The sequence below is a fragment of the Paenarthrobacter sp. Y-19 genome, assembly GCF_029223985.1.
Classification (GTDB): Bacteria; Actinomycetota; Actinomycetes; order Actinomycetales; family Micrococcaceae; genus Arthrobacter; species Arthrobacter nicotinovorans.
In genome coordinates this window covers 2,507,934-2,528,446 of the sequence record NZ_CP119414.1, presented here as the reverse complement: position 1 = coordinate 2,528,446, position 20,513 = coordinate 2,507,934, and the positions used below count along the sequence as shown (strand labels likewise).

Annotated in this window: 16 protein-coding genes, 1 tRNA gene and 1 pseudogene; 9 read left to right on the top strand and 9 right to left on the bottom strand. The window is 63.2% G+C overall.

From position 1 onward, the window contains the following. Positions 1-31: 31 nt before the first annotated feature. From PYR64_RS11880 to PYR64_RS11870, 3 genes are read left to right on the top strand one after another with little or no spacing between them, the layout of a single operon-like run. Entirely contained in the window at positions 32-931 is a 900-nt protein-coding gene (locus tag PYR64_RS11880) for a sulfurtransferase (protein WP_275775384.1), read from the top strand. Continuing rightward, the gene (locus PYR64_RS11875) at positions 928-2,082 is read left to right on the top strand and encodes an NAD(P)-dependent alcohol dehydrogenase (RefSeq protein WP_275775382.1); all 1,155 of its coding nucleotides are present in this window, start codon (positions 928-930) and stop codon (positions 2,080-2,082) included. Before PYR64_RS11880 ends, PYR64_RS11875 begins: the two co-directional genes overlap by 4 nt. Further along, positions 2,079-2,507: an HIT family protein gene (locus PYR64_RS11870; RefSeq protein ID WP_018776370.1), complete on the top strand. Its 429-nt coding sequence runs from the start codon at positions 2,079-2,081 to the stop codon at positions 2,505-2,507. Before PYR64_RS11875 ends, PYR64_RS11870 begins: the two co-directional genes overlap by 4 nt. A 62-nt stretch (positions 2,508-2,569) precedes the next feature. On the opposite strand, the gene hrpA is transcribed toward PYR64_RS11870, so the two are convergent. The 3 genes and pseudogenes from hrpA to PYR64_RS11850 form a co-directional block, all read right to left on the bottom strand. Beyond that, positions 2,570-6,502, bottom strand: coding sequence for an ATP-dependent RNA helicase HrpA (gene hrpA, locus PYR64_RS11865; protein ID WP_275775380.1), 3,933 nt, complete (start codon positions 6,500-6,502; stop codon positions 2,570-2,572). A gap of 13 nt (positions 6,503-6,515) precedes the next feature. Continuing rightward, a pseudogene (locus PYR64_RS21765) lies at positions 6,516-7,518 on the bottom strand (WYL domain-containing protein). A 145-nt stretch (positions 7,519-7,663) separates the two neighbouring features. Then, the gene (locus PYR64_RS11850) at positions 7,664-7,834 is read right to left on the bottom strand and encodes a hypothetical protein (protein WP_018776367.1); all 171 of its coding nucleotides are present in this window, start codon (positions 7,832-7,834) and stop codon (positions 7,664-7,666) included. A gap of 81 nt (positions 7,835-7,915) precedes the next feature. Between PYR64_RS11850 and PYR64_RS11845 the strand changes: the two genes are divergently transcribed. Beyond that, positions 7,916-8,884 (top strand): helix-turn-helix domain-containing protein, encoded by a 969-nt coding sequence (locus PYR64_RS11845; RefSeq protein ID WP_018776366.1) that lies wholly within the window; start codon positions 7,916-7,918, stop codon positions 8,882-8,884. 16 nt (positions 8,885-8,900) lie between these two features. Here PYR64_RS11845 and PYR64_RS11840 read toward each other — a convergent pair whose 3' ends face one another. The 6 genes from PYR64_RS11840 to PYR64_RS11815 form a co-directional block, all read right to left on the bottom strand. After that, on the bottom strand, positions 8,901-9,203 hold the full coding sequence (locus PYR64_RS11840; RefSeq protein WP_275775377.1) for a protealysin inhibitor emfourin: 303 nt from the start codon (positions 9,201-9,203) through the stop codon (positions 8,901-8,903). Between the two features lie 80 nt (positions 9,204-9,283). Beyond that, positions 9,284-10,300: a M4 family metallopeptidase gene (locus tag PYR64_RS11835; RefSeq protein ID WP_051088465.1), complete on the bottom strand. Its 1,017-nt coding sequence runs from the start codon at positions 10,298-10,300 to the stop codon at positions 9,284-9,286. Between the two features lie 181 nt (positions 10,301-10,481). After that, positions 10,482-10,554, bottom strand: a tRNA-Arg gene (locus PYR64_RS11830). Positions 10,555-10,690: 136 nt separating this feature from the next. Then, positions 10,691-12,193 carry an oxidoreductase gene (locus PYR64_RS11825; RefSeq protein WP_275775375.1) on the bottom strand — a complete coding sequence of 501 codons (1,503 nt, stop codon included), beginning with the start codon at positions 12,191-12,193 and terminating at the stop codon, positions 10,691-10,693. Beyond that, complete coding sequence (locus PYR64_RS11820) at positions 12,190-13,062, bottom strand: FAD:protein FMN transferase (protein WP_275775373.1); 873 nt, start codon at positions 13,060-13,062, stop codon at positions 12,190-12,192. The genes PYR64_RS11825 and PYR64_RS11820 overlap by 4 nt, the downstream gene beginning before the upstream one ends. 5 nt (positions 13,063-13,067) lie before the next feature. Continuing rightward, positions 13,068-13,565 carry a hypothetical protein gene (locus tag PYR64_RS11815; protein ID WP_275775371.1) on the bottom strand — a complete coding sequence of 166 codons (498 nt, stop codon included), beginning with the start codon at positions 13,563-13,565 and terminating at the stop codon, positions 13,068-13,070. A gap of 245 nt (positions 13,566-13,810) precedes the next feature. Between PYR64_RS11815 and argS the strand changes: the two genes are divergently transcribed. Genes argS through thrB form a run of 5 tightly spaced genes read left to right on the top strand, consistent with a single transcriptional unit; the run spans position 13,811 to position 20,327 of the window. Continuing rightward, on the top strand, positions 13,811-15,460 hold the full coding sequence (gene argS, locus PYR64_RS11810) for an arginine--tRNA ligase (protein ID WP_018776359.1): 1,650 nt from the start codon (positions 13,811-13,813) through the stop codon (positions 15,458-15,460). A 4-nt stretch (positions 15,461-15,464) separates the two neighbouring features. After that, entirely contained in the window at positions 15,465-16,937 is a 1,473-nt protein-coding gene (lysA, locus tag PYR64_RS11805; RefSeq protein WP_275775368.1) for a diaminopimelate decarboxylase, read from the top strand. After that, on the top strand, positions 16,930-18,246 hold the full coding sequence (locus PYR64_RS11800) for a homoserine dehydrogenase (protein WP_055972109.1): 1,317 nt from the start codon (positions 16,930-16,932) through the stop codon (positions 18,244-18,246). The genes lysA and PYR64_RS11800 overlap by 8 nt, the downstream gene beginning before the upstream one ends. Beyond that, positions 18,247-19,350 (top strand): threonine synthase, encoded by a 1,104-nt coding sequence (gene thrC / locus PYR64_RS11795; protein WP_018776356.1) that lies wholly within the window; start codon positions 18,247-18,249, stop codon positions 19,348-19,350. Between the two features lie 2 nt (positions 19,351-19,352). Then, on the top strand, positions 19,353-20,327 hold the full coding sequence (thrB, locus tag PYR64_RS11790) for a homoserine kinase (protein WP_018776355.1): 975 nt from the start codon (positions 19,353-19,355) through the stop codon (positions 20,325-20,327). The last annotated feature ends 186 nt before the right edge of the window (positions 20,328-20,513 follow it).

Here is a 20,513-nt window from a genome sequence, read left to right as displayed (position 1 = left end):
GGGCCATCACCCCGCGGACGAAGGAGAACCCATGGCCACCCTGATGACTGCCACTGAGCTGCACCGGCGCCTTGAATCGGGAGAGCGCACCGTACTCCTGGATGTGAGGTGGGTCCTTGGCCGGACAGACGGGCACGCGAACTACCTTGAGGCCCATCTTCCGGCGGCGGTCTTCGTGGACCTCCCGACGGAACTTGCGGACCATGCCGCTCCAGGACGCGGGCGCCATCCTTTGCCCTCGCCGGACCGCTTCCAGGAGGCGGCCCGCCGTTGGGGGATCAACGACGGCGACACGGTGGTTGCGTACGACGACAGCGGCAGCATGGCCGCCGCCCGGGCGTGGTGGATGCTCCGCAACGCGGGGGTGGACTCCGTTTACCTCCTCGACGGCGGCCTGTCCTCCTGGCGCTCACACGGCTACGCCCTGGAAGCCGGCGAGGCGCGTCCCGCCGTCGGGAATGTCTCCCTGGGCGATGGCCTAATGCCGTCCATTACTGAGCAGGAAGCGGCGCAGTGGAGCCGCGATGGAGTGTTGTTGGATGCCCGGGCAGGGGAGCGGTACAGAGGCGAGGTGGAGCCCATCGATCCCCGGGCCGGGCACATTCCCGGTGCCTTCAGCGCGCCTACCACGCAGAACGTTTCGGAGGCGGGCACCTTCCTTCCTGCCGAAGAGCTGCGGCGCCGGTTCGAGGCGTTGGGTTTGGACACATCATCCAGGGTTGCTGTGTACTGCGGTTCCGGCGTCACCGCCTCCCACGAGATCGCTGCCCTGGAAATTGCAGGCTTCAGCGCGGCCTTGTTCCCCGGTTCGTTTTCGCAATGGTCGAACAACGGGGCGAATGAGGTAGTGGTCGGAGAGGGTCCTTATGGTGACCCTGCCGACGGCCCAAGTAGCATGAGCCGGTCCGACGGGAGTAGCGTCGAAGCATGAATCCTGGACGTCCTGTTCCCCCGCCCCTCGCGAAGACCATCTCTTTGGACACTGCCGGTTCCGAGCCCTCCACTGGAGTGTTGGCTGCGGCATATGGCGCCACTTCGCCGGTGAGCGGACTCGTGCCCCTGACAGTGGCCCGCCGCGAGCCTGGTGAAGACGACGTGGAGATCGCCATCGAATTCTGCGGCCTGTGCCACTCTGACGTGCACGCAACACGGGGAGAATGGCGGCAGCCCCCGTATCCGCTGGTTCCCGGTCACGAAATTGTTGGCAGCGTGACCAGGGTGGGATCCGCCGTGGAGGACTTCGCGGTCGGAGACCGTGTTGGCGTGGGCTGCATGGTGGACTCGTGCCGTGAATGCGACAGCTGCCTTGAAGGACTGGAGCAGTACTGCGAGCGCGGCAACGTGGGCACCTACGGCGCAGCCGATCCCCGCCACGAAGACGCCGTCACCCAGGGTGGATACTCGACGGCGGTGGTGGTGGACAAGCGCTTCGTGCTCCGAGTGCCCGGGAACCTGGACCCGGCTGCGGCAGCTCCGCTTTTGTGTGCCGGGATTACCACCTACTCGCCCTTGAGGTACTTCGATGTTGAAGAAGGCGACTCCGTTGGAGTGGTGGGGTTGGGCGGCCTGGGCCATATGGCGGTCAAGCTCGCCAAAGCCATGGGCGCGGAAGTCACGGTGTTCACCACCTCCGAGTCGAAGTTTGACGCAGCCCGGGAACTTGGCGCCGACCACGTGGTGCTGTCCAAGGACGCCGACGCGATGGAGGCTGCCAACCGCAGCATCGACGTCATTATTGATACCGTCGCCGCTCCGCACGACCTCAACCCCTACTTCCGTACGCTTCGGCTGGACGGTGCACTCTTCCAACTCGGGCTTCCTGCCGACGACATGCCCCCGGTCAGCCCCGGCCTGCTTATCCGTCGCCGCCTCGCCTACGCCGGTTCCTTGATTGGCGGCATCGAGGAAACGCAGGAAATGCTGGACTTCTGTGCCGAGCACGGAGTGGCCAGCGACGTCGAGATTGTTGGCGCCGGGCAGTTGAACGAGGCCTACGACCGCATGGTGGCCGGCGACGTGAAGTACCGTTTTGTGCTGGATACCGCAACACTTCAGGAACCCTCCGAAAGGGCAGACGCATGAGCACATTGTTCACCAGGATCATCAACGGGGAGATCCCGGGCCGCTTCGTGTGGAAAGACGAGGAAGTGGTGGCTTTCCTGACCATAGCCCCCATTACCCAGGGCCACACCCTGGTGGTTCCGCGTGAGGAAGTGGACTCCTGGACGCATGCCACGCCGGAGCTTCTGGCCAAGGTCATGGATGTCGCCCAGAGCATCGGCAAGGTGCAGGAAGGGCTCTTCGACGCCAAGCGCGTTGGCGTCCTGATGGAGGGTTTTGAGGTGGACCACCTGCATGTCCACGTCTGGCCTGCGTATTCCACAGCAGATTTTGAGATCCACAATGTCGATCACAACCCGGACCCTGCGGTGATGGACGCGACGGCCGTAAAGCTGCGTTCCGCGCTGCGTTCAGCCGGACACGGAGACGCTGTCCCGGAAGACTGACTCCGCGTTGTTCTTAACCCGGCGGTGCTGTACACGCACCGCCGGGTTTTTTGTGCTTCGGGTTACGCCGGGGCCAGTGCCTGGTTGAGGACCGTGCGGATGCGTTTCTCCGAAACGGAATAGGCCGTGCCGAGTTCGACCGCGAAGAGGCTCACCCGCAGCTCCTCGATCATCCAGCGCACCCGGGTTAACTCAGCACCCGCCCGCCGTCCCGGGAGCAGCGCCGACACGGCGTCGTCGTAGTCATCCTCCAGCGCCTGCACGATGCCCATGTTCAGGCTGTCCCGCTGCACGTTGCCTGGAAGTTTCTCCAGCCGCTTCTCAATGGCCTGCAGGTACCGCGGCAGCTGGCTGAGCTGGGCGTAGCCCGTCTGTGCCACAAAACCGGGGAAGACCAATTGCTCCAACTGGCTCTTCATGTCATTGAGGGCGCTGATGAGCGGCAGGCTGGCGTTGGACTTCAGCGCTTTCTGGATGCGCCGCGTACTGGCCAGGATGCGTTCGACGACGGCCGTCACCGTGAAAACGGTGTCGATGAGTTCTGCCCTGACTACCTCATAGAGAGCATCGAAGGACTCCCTGTCCCATGGCAGTTCCTGGGGCACGAGTTTGTCGATCGCAGCCAATGCGCAGTCCGCAATCAGGGCGCTCACCGAACCGTGGGGGTTCTGGCTGAAGGTGAGCTTTTCGGTGTTGCTCAGGTGTTCGAGCACATAGCGGTCCGGAGAAGGAATCCGCAGGGCCAGCAACCGGATGACGCCGCTTCGCATGGCGGCTTCCTGCTCTGCCTTGCTTTGGAACACCCGCAGGGCCACTGACTTCCCCTCGTCCATCAGGGCGGGGAACCCCGTGACGGCATGCCCCTTCACAGCACGGCTGACCTGGCGATCCACGGTGCCGAAATCCCACTCGGTGATGCCGGTCCGTTCGGCTACCGTTCCTTCGCCAGGTGCCGGGGCTCCGGCTGGTGGCGCGGCTTGGCTGGCCGTTCCCTTGCCACTGGGGGTCCGCAGCGTGGTTGCCGGCGTGGCACCCAGTGATTCGGCGATGGCGCGGCGGGTGGCCGGTGCCAGTTTTTCCTGCAGTTCAGCGAGGTCCTTGCCCTCGTCCAGGACCTTCCCCTTGCTGTCCACCACTTTGAAGCTGACGCGCAAATGCGGAGGTACCGCATCCCAGTTCCACGAGCCGGGCGGAATGATGTGCCCCCTGAGTCGGCGCAGGACCAACTCCAGGGAAGGCTCCAGCTCGTCGACGGCGGGATCGAAGTCCGCTTCCAACGCCGCGGTGGCTTGCCTGGCCACATCCGGTGCCGGCACGAAGTTTTTCCGTACCTGTTTTGGAAGGGATTTGATGAGCGCCGTGACGAGCTCAACCCGTTGGCCGGGAATCTGCCAGCGGAACGGGGCATCGTCCAGCTGGTTGAGGAAAAGTACCGGAACTTCAGCGGTAACGCCGTCGGAAGGATTGGGAGCGGATCCGGGTGCCACAGGGTGGAACTCGTAGCTCAGGGGAAGCTCGAAGCCCTTGTGAAGCCACGTTTTGGGATACGCGGAGTCATCCAGTGCCTCGGCGTCTTCGCTCATCAACAGCGATTGATCGAAGTCCAGCAAATGGGGATCCGACTGCCGGGCATCCTTCCACCACTTATCGAAGTGCCTCTCGGAGACCACGTCCTTGCCCACGCGTGCGTCATAGAACTCGAAGAGAGTCTGGTCGTCAACCAGGATGTCGCGCCGTCGCATGCGGGTTTCGAGCTCTTCTATTTCCTGCAGGAGTGCCCGGTTGCGATGGAAGAACTTGTGGTGGGTCTTCCATTCGCCTTCCACAAGCGCGTGCCGGATAAACAACTCGCGGGAGAGCTCCGGATCGATGCGTCCGTAATTTACCCGGCGGTTCGGAATGATGGGCACTCCGTAGAGCGTGACCTTTTCGTGGGCCAGTACCGCACCCTGGCGGGAGGACCAGTGCGGCTCGCTGTAAGTTCGCTTCACCAGATCAGGGGCCACCTGCTCGGCCCACAAGGGATCGAACTTGGCAGCAACGCGAGCCCACAACCTGCTGGTCTCCACCAATTCTGCGGCCATGACGAAAGTGGGTGACTTCTTGAACAGCGCCGAACCGGGGAAGATCGCAAAACGGCTTCCGCGTGCCCCGGCATATTCGCGCTTGCGCTCATCGAGCAGGCCAATGTGGCTGAGCAGCCCGGACAACAGGCTGATGTGGATGCCCTCGTAGTTCCCCACGGGGTCGGCTTCGCGTTTGTTATCCAGCGCGATGCCCAGGGGCTTGGCCAGCTGCCGGAGCTGTGTGAAAAGGTCCTGCCATTCGCGCACGCGCAGGTAGTTGATGAACTCGTTGCGGCACAGTTTGCGGAACTGAGTGGAGGACAGCTCGCGCTGCTTCTCCTGGATGTAGTTCCAGAGGTTGAGGAATCCGGTGAAGTCCGAGATCTCGTCGCGGAAACGGGCATGCTTTTCCGCGGCGAGCTGCTGCTTGTCCGTTGGCCGTTCACGCGGATCCTGGATGGTCAGCGCGGCGGCGAGGATCATGACTTCGCGGACGCATCCGCGCTTTCCTGCTTCCACGATCATCCGGCCAAGCCGCGGGTCCACCGGCAGTTGGGCAAGTTTCTGCCCGACGGCGGTCAGTCCACCGCCGCTTCGGCCGTTGCCGCGGGCGTCGGCGGACTTCGCCGGGCTTAAGGCGCCGAGTTCGCGCAGCAGGGTCACGCCGTCGTTGATGGCCCTGGTCTCCGGGGGTTCCACAAACGGGAAGTTCTCCACGTCCTTGGGTCCGCGGGCAACTCCCATGGCCGTCATCTGCAGGATGACAGCGGCGAGGTTGGTCCGGAGGATCTCGGGATCCGTAAACTGCGGACGTGATTCGAAATCCTCTTCCGAATACAAGCGGATCGCGATGCCCTCCGACACGCGGCCGCAACGGCCTGAACGCTGGTTGGCCGATGCCTGGGAGACCCGCTCGATGGGCAGGCGTTGGACCTTGGTGCGGTGCGAATAGCGTGAGATGCGTGCCGTGCCGGTGTCGATCACGTACTTGATACCCGGGACAGTAAGCGAGGTTTCGGCCACGTTGGTGGCCAGAATGATGCGACGTTTGCCCCCGGGATTGAAGACCCGGTGCTGTTCCTGGAGGCTCAACCGGGCAAAGAGGGGAAGGAGTTCGGTGCCTGCAAGGCGCCGGTTGCTTTGGATGCGGCCGTTGATGGCCTCGGCGGCGTCGCGGATTTCACGCTCGCCGGAGAAGAAGATGAGAATGTCTCCCGGTGCTTCCTTGGCGAGCTCGTCCACGGCATCGCAGACGGCGTCAAGGGGATCGCGGTCTTCTTCGAGTTCGTCGTCCGAGGTCTCGTCATCAGCGTCCGCAGGCTGTGTAAGCGGGCGGTAGCGGATCTCCACCGGGTAGGTGCGGCCGGAGACCTCGATGATGGGTGCAGGCTCTTCATCACTGCCGAAGTGTTTGGCGAAGCGCTGGGGATCAATGGTTGCCGAGGTAATGATGATCTTCAGGTCCGGACGCTGCGGCAGGATGCGCTTGAGGTAACCCAGGATGAAGTCGATGTTGAGGCTTCGCTCGTGGGCCTCGTCAATGATGATGGTGCTGTATTTCCTGAGCAGTTTGTCCCGTTGGATTTCAGCGAGCAGGATGCCGTCAGTCATCAGCTTGATCTTGGTGGAGGCGCTGACCTCGCCGGTGAAACGGACCTGGAAGCCCACTTCCTGGCCGATTTCGACGTCCAGTTCGGAGGCGATGCGTTCGGCCACTGTGCGGGCCGCCAGACGGCGCGGCTGGGTATGGCCGATCAGGCCCTTGTCACCGAGGCCGAGTTCGAGGCACATCTTGGGGATCTGCGTGGTCTTGCCCGAGCCGGTCTCGCCGGCAATGATGGTCACTTGGTTTGCGGCAATGGCCGCCATCAGATCCTCGCGGCGCTCGGAGACGGGCAGCTCTGCGGGGTAGGAAATTTGAAGTGTCATGGCTGCTGCCAGTCTACTGTGGCCGGGGTTCGGCGTCCGCAGCGACAGCTCCGCTGTTTGTTTCAGGCCCGGCGGCGGCACTGAGCCGGTGCGAGAGGTGCCGTGCAAATGACCGGAATTCCTCCGGCTCGAGAATCTCGAAGTCCAGGTCCAGGGCAGCGAGGTAGGCTGCCGGCGCCGCAAGGTTGTCCCATCCGGACCGCAGGATCGTTGCTTCCGCTCCGTCGGCCGTCAGTGTCGCGTACTGGGAACTGACGACGGCGGCGACCTCGGCGAGCGGTGCGCGGAGGCGCACAACGACGTCGAACCTGTAGGGGGAGCGGGTAATGGATTGCTGGACGTAGGCCGCCAGGTCCTCCGCCGGCAATGGACGGGGCGTACTTCTTCCGCTCGGTCGGCAACGAGGCAAACCGGTCGGCCCTGAACGTTCGCCAATCCTCGCGTTCCACGTCCCAGGCAACCAGGTACCAGCGCCGTCCCGTGTCCACCAACCTGTAGGGTTCGACCAGCCGGCGTGAAGCGTCGCCATCGGACTTGACGTAATCAAAGGAGATCTGGCGCCGATCCGATATTGCCGCCGAGACAACGGTCAGTTGTTGGGGATCGACGCTGGCAGCGTTGCTGGGAAGCGTTGTGACGGCGGCCTTGAGCATGGCGAATTTGGGGCGGAGCCGGGAGGGAAGGACCTGCTCCACTTTTGCCAAAGCGCGGACGGACGCTTCGCCGATCCCTGCCACAGGCCCCGCAGCCACGGAGTTGAGGCCCAGTGCCACGGCCAAGGCCTCGTTGTCGTCCAGGAGCAATGGCGGCAATTGGGCGCCGGCCCCCAGTTGGTACCCGCCGGCAATGCCGGGGGAGGCATGTATGGGGTATCCGAGATTACGCAACTTGTCGATGTCCCGACGCACAGTACGTTCAGTGACTCCCATGCGGTGGGCAAGGGCGGGGCCTGTCCATTCCCGGCGGACCTGCAACAGTGACAACAGCTGCAGGAGCCGGGCGGAGGTTTGGATCATGCAAGTGAATCTAGCCCATGCGCCACGGTGCGGCGGCCAGGCATACAGAAGGGCGCCCGCCGGTCAAAGGATCTCTGCAGTAATCCTTGGACTGGCGGGCGCCGATTGTAGATGTCGGGCTGACCTTGCAGTGGGCTGGCATGCCCTAGTAGATGCGTGGATTCCAGTACGGGGCGCTGGGTGCCTCGAAGGCGCTCCAGGGTTCCCTTGACGTGACAGGAGGGTTGTGGCCGCGTCCGTCTTTCAGCAGGGCTGAGATGGTGGCTGCGACGGCGGTGATGAGGACGATGAAGAGGATGATTCCGAAGATTTCCATGTCTCCAGATTGCTCCTGTGCAGGCGCAAGAAACAGTGGCAGAAATGCCCCATTTAGATAATTTTCTGCCACACTGGAAGTATGTTGAAAACAGTCGCAGTGATCGTGGTTCCGGACTTCTCCGTGTTCGAGTTCGGCACGGCCTTCGAGGTTTTCGGGATCGACAGATCGGACCGCGGGGCTGGAGTTCCGGCCTTTGACTTCCGTGTCGTTACCCCGGAGCCGGGGGATGTCCGCATGAAGTCCGGGCTCTCCCTGCACGTCAACCTTGGCCTTGAGGCGGCGGCCGATGCCGACCTCGTGATCATGGCGCCGTTTGGCCGGGATAAAGTCGTCCCTGAATCCGTCCTCGAAGCCTTGCGGGCGGCGCACGCCAGGGGAGCGTGGGTGATGTCCATTTGCTCAGGAGCATATGCGCTTGCCCGGGCAGGACTACTGGACGGACGGCGTTGTACTACGCACTGGCACTATTCCCAGGACCTGGCCAGCCGGTATCCATCCGTGATCGTGGATGAGAACGTCCTCTATGTACAGGACGGGACCATCATCACCAGTGCAGGCACTGCAGCGGGCATTGACGCTTGCCTGCACCTTGTCCGCGTGGAGCTTGGCGCCAACGTGGCCGCCGCCATCGCCCGCGATATGGTGGTACCGCCGCACCGCGACGGCGGGCAGGCCCAGTTCATCGACCGGCCGATGCCGACGTGCGGATCGGCGCCCATGGAAGCGCTGTTGCGGTGGATGGTGGAACACCTTGACGAGGAACACAGCGTCAACGAACTGGCAGCACGGCTTCACATGTCACCACGCACATTCGCCCGGCGCTTCCGGGCCGAAACCGGGACCACGCCCGCGGCGTGGCTGAATTCCCAGCGGGTGCTCCGGGCACAGGAACTGTTGGAAACCACAGAGCTGAACATTGACGAAGTCGCCCGCGAAGCCGGATTCGGGCATTCGGTCCTGCTGCGGCACCATTTCGCCAAAGTGCTCGACACGAGTCCGCAGAGCTACCGCCGGGCTTTTCGAGGGCAACTGGCCGAAGCCATCTGACGGCGTCAAGTGCCGGCTAACGGCGCCGGCCGGTGGCTCCCCGCGACTCGGAGCCCTCGGCTTTGGCGCACTCGATCAGTTCCTGCCACGGTCCGGTCACGGCACGGTCCGGCAGGGTGGCGCGGTGCTGTCCGGCCCGGATCGAGTACATGAAGCGGTCCGGTTCATTGACCGCCCGGGCCTGGCCCTTGGCTTCATCCCAGGGGCAGGCCTCGACAATCGGAAGCCATCGCTCCTTCTCATCCGGGGATACGGCTTCCACACTCCAGACACGTGTCATCGCGGCGATTCCTCCACTGCGTTGAACCGTAATTTTCATGACTGGCGGCTTCTCGTTCTACCCCTGCGACGTCAGCCCGTGGGCGGTCCGGATGCAGCGCGTCCGGTCCCGCCTCGTGACTAAACCTTGACCTTCACAGTGTCCCACGCCTTCCGGACGGCGTCATGCTCCGGTGATCCGCTGCCGAAGAGTTCCTCGGCCGTGGCCAGCGTCGTCCTGGCGAACTTCCCGAAAGTGCACGTAGCAGGGAGTGCCCCGCTGGTCAGGGTCCCGTACCAAATCTGGCCCGGTGCCTCCCAGGCCTTGCCGCCGAGTTCTGCTGCCACCAGATAGAAGGCCCGGTTTGGAATGCCCGAGTTGATGTGCACGCCTCCGTTGTCCGCACTGGTGCGGACGTAGCTGTCCATCGAGTCCGGCTGCGGGTCCTTGCCAAGGATGTCGTCGTCGTACGCGGTACCGGGAGCCTTCATGGAGCGGAGGGCTGCTCCCTGGACCTGCTCGGTGAACAAACCCTGTCCAATCAACCAACTGGCCTGCTCCACGGACTCCTGTTTGATGTACTGCTCCACCAGGACGCCGAAAACGTCCGACATCGACTCATTCAGCGCGCCGGCCTGGTTGCGGTAGGCCAGGTTGGCTGTGTACTGCGTGACCCCATGGGCCAGTTCGTGTCCGATGACGCTGACGGATTTTGTGAACCTCTGGAAGATTTGTCCGTCCCCGTCTCCGAAAACCATTTGGCTGCCGTTCCAGAAGGCATTGTCGTAGAGCTTTCCGTAATGGACAGTGGCATCCAGCGGCAGTCCGGCATCGTCAATGGAATCCCGCCCAAAAACTTCACCGTACAAACGGTGCGTTCCACCAAGTCCGTCATATGCTTCGTCAGCCGCGGCGTCCCCGACGGGGGCAGCGCCTTCCTTGCGAACCAGCTGGCCGGGAAGATCCTCAGTGGTGAGGGCATCGAAGATGGTCCGCTTGGGCGGCCCTGGCTTGGCCTGCCGTGCGCTGGGCGGTGCCGCGGGAACCGGAGCGGTCCGGATGGCCTGCAGGCCCTTGATGTGCAGCAGGGATTCCTTGGCTGCACGGGCAACCGCCCGGAGCCGGGGTTCGTTCTGGGCAGCAATCCTGCGAAGCATGTACGGCGGGACGATGGAACACATCACGGCAAACCCCTTTTGCTATCGGAAAGACCAACTGGGATCAGCCTAGGAGCAAGGCCGGACAATTTTGCGGCATGGTCCCGGCAAGCCCGTAAGTGATAGTCGGTAGCCGGCATGCAGAAAACCCCGCCAGCAGGACTGGCGGGGTTTTCGTTTGTGCCCTCGATAGGATTCGAACCTACGGCCTTCTGCTCCGGAGGCAGACGCTCTATCCCCTGAGCTACGAGGGCATCCAGGGTATCCCTCCGTTGCCGGTGGGACGTCCTAGAGCTTAGCAGCCACGGCGCCGCAAATGAAAACTGCAACACGGGCTCACATCCGGCCCGTTGTGAGTCCCGCCATCAGCGGGAAGCGGCCCGCGTCGCTTCAGTACCCGGCGAACGAGTCAACATGGACCCGTCGGGCGCCTGCACCGCGTGCCGCGGACCGCAGGGAATCAACGCTGGCGGGTGAGCCGGAGACGAATACTTCCCTGTCGGCGATGTCCGGAACGAGTTCCTTCAGGCGCGCTGCATCGATTCTGGAAATGCCGGCGTCGCGCATGAACTCCGGGGGAGTGGAACCGTCGGCGAGCCGGGCAATCACGGTAGCTCCTGAGGCTTCCAGCTGTTCCACCCATGCCAGCTCGTCCCGGCTCTTCGCCAGATACAGCACCACGGTGTCGCGGGCGGTGCCGTCGGCCGCCAGTTGCGATAAGAAAGGCGTAATCCCGATACCTGCGGCCATCAACAGGACCGGTTTGCCGGCGTCGTGCGGGAGAAGAAAGTCCCCACCAACGGCAGTGGCGGAAACGGTTTCCCCTGGCCGAAGGGCAAGCAATGCTTTCTTGGCGCTCGACAAAGGCTCGGCGGTACCCACGCCAAAAGTCACTTCAGGCGCACCGGGAGCGCTGGTGATGCTGAAAATCCGACGTCGGCCCCTGCCGTCCGAACGCGAATGCGGCAGGTTCAGCTCCATGAACTGGCCTGCGGCAAAACGGACCGGCCGCGCCGGTTCGAAACGGAATTCCGTGCTCCCGGGCGTCAAGACGCGTGATTCCTTGAACGTCAGTTCCACCCCGCCCCGTTGGCCCAGGAAGAAAGCGATGAGATTGCCCAGCAGCAGCGCCAGTTCCGGGGAATTGGCCACGAACCCGAAGTTGTAAGGAACCGCGAAGACAACACCCACGACGGCGGCAAGCGCCAGCTGCTGCCAGCGGCGGGGAGGAAGGGTGAGCGGCTCGGACAGCATGAAGCCCACGAAGAACAGAAGGGGCCGTTGGGCCAGGGTCTGCCACAAAGCCTGCCCGAAGGTCATGCTCCGGTTCAGGAGCTCAAGGGTGATGATCCCGCTTGCCACCACGAGGAACACAGTGGCCATGAGCAGCTTGCGGGTACGGTACAGGACCAGCAGAACGCCCGGCACCAGCAACCACAGCATCGCCGGGGTTGCCGCCCACCACGTAGCAATGTTCAAGCCGGTCAGGCCGGTGATGAATGCGCCAGCGGCGGCCGGATTGAAGATGTGCCTGCCGCGAAAGGCCAAAGCGTACTTGGACACGCTCGCCAATACGCATGCCAGCGCCACACCGGCCATGTCGGTGAGCCCAAAAGCGGGCCAGAACAGGAAGTAGAGGAGCAAAGCCGTGATGAGTGAAGACTCCGTGTGTGGTCTGACACGGAATACGACGGCGAGCAAACGGTTCGATCCATACGTAACGCCCAAGCACAGGAGCAGGTGGACCAGCATCTCCGGCAGGCCGAAGGTCAGCCACCCCAGCACGTTGAGGATCATGCTGTACACCACCAGCACCCCGAGGACCCACAGGATCAAGCGGTACATGGTGAAGCGGCCCAACCAGGTGTCAACGCGGGACTTGGCAGCAATCATGTGAACAGTCTCCCCTCAAAACCTGACGAAAACGCGGCACCGCCCGTCGAAGAGACCCTGAGCCACGAGAACTCGAATTCCTTCTCAAGCGGTGCAGGATCCACCATGAACAATGCCGTGGCCAACCCGTCCGCGACCAGGGCGCTCGCCGCCATGGTCCACGTGGCCACTGTGGTGTGGACCGGCTTGCCGGTGGTGCCGTCCAGGACATGGTGCAGGCCGTCGTCCCATGCCCGGCGGTTGGCCGCCGAAGCGCACAGCGCGGCGTTGTCCAACTCGACGGTCCCAATGGCCTGTCGTGGGTTGTAAGGATGTTCCAGCGCGACACTGACGGGATGGGCCCCCGAATGAAGCATGTCGCCGCTGCCATCCACCAGGAAATCATCGATGCCCGCTCCCCGGAGTATCCCTCCCAACAGGTCCACCAGCTGGCCTTTTCCGGCCGCGCCGATGTCCACCACCAAGGGTTCCCTGGCGGTCATCGTCGTGCCTGTCCACTCAAGGACGTCCTCCCAACGGGGTGGTGCCTGGGCTGCTCCCGTCGGGATGAGGGAGTAGCTGGCGTCGTAACCCAGCCTTTCCAGGCTGCTTCCAATAAGAGGGGTCATGGCCCCGTCGCTCAAGCGGTAGGCCGTGGCATACAGTTCCTGAAGCCCGGTGGCGTGGTCCGGCAACGTGATGCTGCCCGGACCGCGGGAGAGGCGGGTCACCAGGGAATCGGCCCTGAAACGCGACCACGTCTTGTCGTACGCTTCGACAGCGGCAAGCAACTCCCCGGTGAGAACGGGAGCCAGCTGATCCGGCGTCGAAATTTCCCACCGTGTGCCGATCCCGTCGAAGCTGAAGTTGCTCCAGCCCGGATGCGGCATGACCGCTACTTGGCCTGCGACTTGATCTGCTCGAGGGCATCATTGAACCCCCCGGACGTGAGGGAAGAACCGGCCACCTTGGACACCTTCAGTTCGTCCACGTCCTTCCCGACAATCTGTGCCGCGATGCCACTGGCAAACTCACCTTGGAATTTCTTGGTGTTGGGGTTGGAGGGGTGGACTGTGATGTTCACCGCTGAGACCTTATCGGCGGCCAGTGTCAGTTCCACGCCCACCGTTTCCTGCCCATTCGGTGACGTGTAGGTTCCATCCGCACTGTAGGTACCGTCCTTGTAGGTGGTAGCTCCGGTGGTAGCTCCGGTGGTAGCGATGGCGGACGAGCCTGTGGGCGAAGGGCTGCCTGTCGAGGCCTGGCCGCCCTCCTGGGTGGCCGGCGCTTGGGTGGCAGGCGCTTGGGTGCTGGGCGCGCATCCAGCGGCTGTTCCCGCGATGGAGAGGCCGGCAATGCCAACATAGATGCTCTTGCGGAGTGGCGTAGTCATGATTCTGCTCGTTTCAACTGGACAAGTTCAACCGGAAGTATGTCGTCGTGGGCTCGTGGTCATGGCACTGGCAGGCCCCGGATGAGGGGCGCGGCCGGCGTCCATGTTCTTCACAACGTTGAAATCAGCGTAATGGTTCAGTCTGTGGCGGCTGCCTGCGGTCCCTGTGCGCCGGCTGTGTCCGGATTGTCCACATACGGGCCCACCAATTCCGCGTCTTTGCGGGCCACCGGTAGGCTAGATCCGTGACTCCCGATGAACTCTCTGCTGCCATATCCGCCTGCCTTAAGGTCGCTGTCTCCACTGGCGAAATCGCCCTGACGGAATCTGCTGTGCCCGACGCCGTGCGCGTGGAGCGACCCAAGAACCGGGACCACGGTGATTGGGCCACCAACATCGCCCTGCAGCTGTCCAAACAGGCCGGGATGAATCCCCGAGAATTTGCAGGCATCCTGAGCAACCATCTCCAGGGCATCCCCGGCGTCGCCGGCGTGGAAATCGCCGGACCGGGCTTCCTGAACATCACCGTGGATGCCGCTACGGCCGGAACCCTTGCCAAGACAATCGTTGAGGCCGGATCCGCCTACGGCACCAACCAGGCGCTCGCGGGCCGCGTGGTCAACATGGAGTTCGTCTCCGCAAACCCCACGGGTCCGCTGCACATTGGCCACACCCGCTGGGCGGCGCTAGGTGACGCCATTGCCCGTGTCCTGCGTGCATCAGGTGCTGACGTCACGGCCGAGTACTACATCAATGACGCCGGTTCGCAGATGAACGTCTTCGCCAACTCCGTGCTTTCCCGCCTTCATGGCAGGGGTGTTCCCGAGGGCGGATACCCGGGCGAGTACATCCGCGAGCTTGGCGACGAGGTCCTGAAGGCACACCCGGACATCCGCGAACTGACGGATGAAGCCGCCCTGCCGGTCATTCGGGCTGCTGCTTACGAGGCCCAGATGGCGGATATCAAAACCACCTTGGCTGACTTCGGCGTGGAGTTTGATGTCTTCTTCTCCGAAAAGGAACTGCACGACGCCGGAGCGATCGAGTCCGCCGTCGCGCGCCTTCGCGAGCAGGGGCATGTCTACGACGACGGAGGCGCCGTCTGGCTGCGCACCACCGACTTTGGTGACGACAAAGACCGCGTCATGATCCGTGCCAATGGCGAACCGACCTACTTCGCCGCCGATGCTGCCTACTACCTGTCCAAAAAGGACCGCGGATTTACCGAAAAGATCTATCTCCTCGGCGCCGACCACCACGGATACATCAACCGGCTGAAGGCGATTGCGGCCTGCGCGGGCGACGACCCCGAGGTCAATATCGAGGTCCTCATTGGACAGCTCGTCTCCGTGAACGGCGCCAAGCTGTCCAAGCGTGCCGGCAACATCATCGAGCTCAAGGACCTCATTTCCTGGCTTGGCAAGGATGCTGTGCGTTACTCCCTGGCACGCTTCCCGGCCGACTCTCCGCTGACCTTGGATCCGGAACTGCTCAAGAAGAACTCCAACGAGAACCCCGTGTTCTATGTGCAGTACGCGCATGCCCGCTCACGTGGCACTGCCCGCAACGCAATCGAGGCCGGTGTGGACCGTTCCGTGTTCGATGCCTCGCTCCTGGACCACGCAACCGAGAACGAACTGCTCTCTTACCTGGGCAGCTACCCGTCGATCGTGGCCAAGGCCGCCGAGCTCCGCGAGCCCCACAGGGTGGCCCGCCACCTCGAGGTCATCGCCGGCGCCTACCACCGCTGGTACGACGCGTGCCGTGTGTCGCCGCAGGGCGACGAGCCTGTCCAGGACGTGAACCGGACACGCTTGTGGTTGAACGACGCTACCAGCCAGGTACTTGCCAACGGACTCGAACTGCTCGGTGTTTCGGCGCCGGAACGGATGTAGCGAAATGACCACAGAATTCAGCAACGCTTCTCCTCTTGCACCGGAATGGTTGGCCCTCCCGGAAGACCTCAACGCCCTTCAGCCGTCCATGTGGGCGGCCGGGGTGGCGAAGAATGACGCCGGTGAAGTCGCCATCGACGGTGTTTCGGTCAAGGAACTCAAGGAACAGTTCGGGACTCCGCTCTTCGTCATGAGCGAGTCGGATTTCCGTTCACGGGCCCGGGCCTTCAAAGACGCCTTCGATGCTGCATTCGCAGACATTTGTGGGGGAGTGGATGTCTACTACGCCGGCAAATCGTTCCTGTGCACGGCAGTAGCCAGCTGGGTGGCAGAGGAAGGCCTTCGACTGGACACCTGCTCCGGCGGTGAGCTCGCCGTTGCTGCCCGCGCCGGGATCGAGGGACGGAATCTCGGCCTGCACGGCAACAACAAGTCGGACGCGGAGATCAACCGCGCGCTGGACATGCACGTTGGCAGGATCGTGGTGGACAGCCTCGACGAGCTGGAACGCCTAGCCAAGATCGCCTCCAGCCGCGGCGAAACCGCCAAAGTCATGCTGCGCCTTACTCCTGGTGTGCATGCCCACACGCATGAATTCATTGCCACGGCCCACGAGGACCAGAAATTCGGCCTCTCCATGGCCGAAGACTCCACTGAGGAAGCCGGCCTGTCCGCTGCCGAGGAAGCGGTGGCAGCTGCGACGTCCTATCCGAGCATTGAGCTCCTGGGCCTGCATTGCCACATCGGCTCGCAAATCTTCGAGCCTGACGGTTTTGCCGTGGCAGGAGAAAAGCTTCTGCGGTTCCTTGCCGCGATGCAGAGCAAGTACTCCATCGTCCTGCCTGAACTTGACCTCGGCGGTGGCTATGGAATCGCTTACACCCCGGTGGACACTCCGCGTCCGCCGGCCGAGATCGCGCAGGCGATGGCGGCCGTCGTGCGTTCCACCTGCGCCGAACTGGGGATAGCCTCGCCCCGCATCTCAATTGAACCGGGACGGGCCATCGTGGGCAGCACCACGTTTACCCTCTACGAAGTAGGCACCCTCAAAACGGTCCGCGTGGATGCTCCCGGCGTTGACGCAGGGCAGGAGAACGTTACGTATCCGCGCCGCTATGTGTCGGTGGACGGTGGAATGAGCGATAACGCCCGTCCGGTGCTGTACGACGCGGATTATTCGGCGATTTTGGCCTCCCGTGATTCCACCGCGGCTCCGCAGCTGTCCCGAGTAGTGGGCAAACATTGCGAGAGCGGCGACATAGTTGTTAGAGATGTATATCTGCCCGCGGACGTGGCAGCCGGTGATTTGCTCGCAGTACCGGGTACCGGCGCCTACTGCTGGGCCCTCTCCAGCAACTACAACTACCTGGCCCGGCCTGGCGTTGTCGCTGTACGCGACGGAGCCGCCAGGTTGATCGTCCGCGGCGAAACCGAAGAAGATCTCTTGAACCGCGACATGGGAGTGGCGAATGTCTGAAGTGCGAACCTTGAAAGTGGCCCTCCTGGGCTGTGGCAACGTTGGGGCCCAGGTCGCGCGGATTCTGATTGACGACGCCGAGGCACTTGCCGCCCGCAGCGGTGCACGCCTGGAACTGTCCGGTATCGCTGTCCGCACCATCGATTCCCCGCGCGACGTCGAACTGCCGCGCGAGTTGTTCACCACTGACGCCGACACTCTGGTCAAGGACGCCGACCTGGTCATCGAACTCATGGGCGGAATCGAGCCTGCCCGTTCGTTGATCCTCACCGCGATCCAGAACGGCGCCTGCGTGGTCACCGGCAACAAGGCCCTGCTTGCACAGGACGGACCCACCCTCTACGAAGAGGCCGATAAAGCCGGAGTGCAGCTGTCCTACGAGGCCGCCGTCGCCGGCGCCATCCCCATCCTTCGTCCCATCCGCGACAGCCTGTCCGGGGACCGGATCACCCGCGTGCTGGGCATCGTCAACGGCACCACCAACTTCATCCTCGACCAGATGGACAGCACCGGTGCGCAGTTCGCTGACGCCCTCGCCGAAGCCCAGCGACTGGGCTACGCCGAAGCGGACCCGACAGCGGACGTTGAAGGGCATGATGCCGCAGCGAAGGCTGCCATCCTTGCGTCGCTTTCGTTCCATACACGCTTCTCCCTGGACGATGTCTACTGCGAAGGCATCACCAAGGTCAGCGCCGAAGACATCGCCTCGGCCAAAGAAGCCGGCTTCGTCATCAAGCTTCTCGCGATCGCCGAGAAGATCGACTCTTCGGACCACGGCAGTGGCATCTCGGTGCGGGTCCACCCCACTCTGCTCCCGCGTGAGCATCCGCTGGCGGCTGTCCGTGGAGCCTTCAACGCAGTGTTCATCGAGGCCGAAAACGCCGGCGAACTGATGTTCTATGGCCAGGGCGCCGGGGGAACACCAACAGCATCCGCTGTGCTCGGCGATCTCGTTTCCGCCGCCCGCCGCCTGGTTCTGGGCGGTCCCGGCCGTACCGAGACCACCACCGGCCACGTTCCGGCGCTCACCATTGACGCCTCCGATACGAGCTACTACATCGGCTTGGATGTCGCTGACCAGGCAGGCGTGCTTGCCCGGATTGCCCATATCTTTGCGGAAAACGGCGTTTCCATCGAAATCATGCGTCAAACGATCCACCGCGACTCCGCCTCGAATGTTGAGTCGGCCGAGCTGAAGATCGTGACGCACCGTGCATCCGAAGCTGCACTCGCAGCAACCGTTGAGGCCGTCAAGGGCCTCGACGTCATCAATTCCGTCACATCCGTACTGCGGGTAGAAGGGGTCTAAGTGGCTCACCAATGGCGCGGAGTAATCCGCGAGTATGCTGATCGTTTGCCCGTAACGGAAGCCACGAAGGTCATCACCCTCGGCGAGGGCGGCACTCCGCTGGTTCACGCGCAAAAACTGTCCGAGCTGACCGGTTCAGAGGTCTACCTCAAAGTCGAAGGCATGAACCCGACGGGCTCCTTCAAGGACCGCGGCATGACCATGGCCATGACGGCTGCTGTCGAGGCCGGCGCCAAAGCCGTAGTTTGCGCCTCCACGGGAAACACCTCCGCATCGGCCGCTGCCTACGCCACGGCCGCGGGTCTGAAGTGTGCGGTGCTTGTTCCTGAAGGCAAGATTTCCATGGGCAAGCTGAGCCAGGCCATCGCCCACGGTGCCACGTTGCTGCAGGTCGATGGCAACTTCGACAACTGCCTCGACATCGCCCGCAAACTCGGTGAGTCCTACCCCGTCTTCCTGGTGAACTCGGTCAATCCCGCCCGCATCCAGGGCCAGAAGACCGGTGCCTTCGAAGTTGTGGATTCTTTGGGCGACGCCCCGGACATCCACGTTCTTCCCGTCGGCAACGCAGGAAACATCAGCGCGTATTGGAAGGGCTACAAGGAGTACGCCGCGCCGTTCGAGACCTCCAACGGGACCCTTCCGGCCGTTTCCACCAAGACTCCCACCATGTGGGGCTTCCAGGCCGCCGGCGCAGCCCCCTTCGTTGCCGGCCACCCCATCACAGAGCCTGACACGATCGCAACTGCCATCCGCATCGGCAACCCCGCTTCGTGGGAGACGGCCGTGGCCGCACGCGACGAATCCGGCGGTCTTATTGAAGCCGTCACCGATGACGAGATCCTGGACGCCCACCGCTGGTTGTCTTCCAAGGAAGGCGTCTTCGTCGAGCCCGGCTCGGCTGCCGGCGTCGCCGGCTTGATCAAGAAGCACGCGGCAGGCCAGGTACCGTCGGGCAAGACCATCGTCATCACTGTCACCGGGCACGGACTCAAAGATCCCCAGTGGGCTCTCCGGACCGAAGACGGCAGTGAAGTCCAGCCGGTCAAGGTGCCGAACGACGTCGTCACCGTTGCAGCAGAACTGGGACTGGAAGAAAACTAAGAGTGGAATCAAAACAGCCCACCGCGACCGATCGGGTAATCGTCGCGGCAGGCCAACGGCTGACCGTCAAGGTCCCTGGTACGAGCGCCAACCTGGGCCCGGGCTACGACAGCCTGGGCCTGGCCCTCTCCATCTACGACACTTTGACGGTGGAGACCCTCACCACCGGAGAGCTTGAGTTCGAGCTCTCCGGTGAGGGCGCCGACACCCTTCCCCGCGATGCCACCCACCTCGTGGTGCGCGCCATCGATCTTGCACTGGAGCGTCTGGGTTTCCAGCACACCGGCTTGCGGATCACCGCGGACAACGTCAACCCCCATGGGCGGGGTTTGGGTTCCTCTGCCTCGGCAGTGGTCGCTGCGGTGACGGCTGCGAACGCGTTGGTACCGCAGGAGGCCCAGCGCGACACTCAGTGGATCCTGCAGCTGACAAGCGAGATGGAAGGCCACCCGGACAACGTCGCACCGGCGATTTTCGGCGGACTGGCGCTGTCGTGGCAGGACAGCGAGCAGTACAGCAGTACCCGTGCGGAGGTGGCACCAGCTGTGACTCCGGTAGTGGCTGTACCGGATTACGAGCTGTCCACCGAGACGGCGCGTGGACTGCTCCCGGCATCGGTCGGCCACCACGCAGCTGCGATGAACTCCGGACGCGCCGCATTGCTGATCCACGCCCTCACGGCAGATCCCGGACTGCTGTTGCCGGGTACGGAAGACTACCTTCACCAGAGCTATCGTGCCCAAGCCATGCGGCCCAGCGCCGAACTCATTGCAGCTTTGCGGGCAGCAGGGCACGCAGCCGTTGTTTCCGGCGCCGGACCAACCGTGATGATCCTTGCCAATGGTTCCGACGAAGCCGCAGCAGCGGTCCAATTCATCAATTCGTTTACTGCAGCCAACACACCCGACGTTGGTTGGCGTGTGATGACGCTGGCTGTTGACGTTCAAGGTGCTAGAGTGGAAGTGCACCGCCGGTAAAGCCGCGGGCAGTTCCCTGATTTTGGACTTCGGTGTTTCGCCGTACCTTTCGTCAACTGTGCCAACGTTGGTGGTGTCGTCTCTTTCCGGCCTGCATCAGGTGCCGCAGAACTCTCTGTTTCCTGAATTTCAGGCTGGCTGTCCGGGTAACCGGATCCAGTGAAGGCGATCAGTATCCGGCCCTGT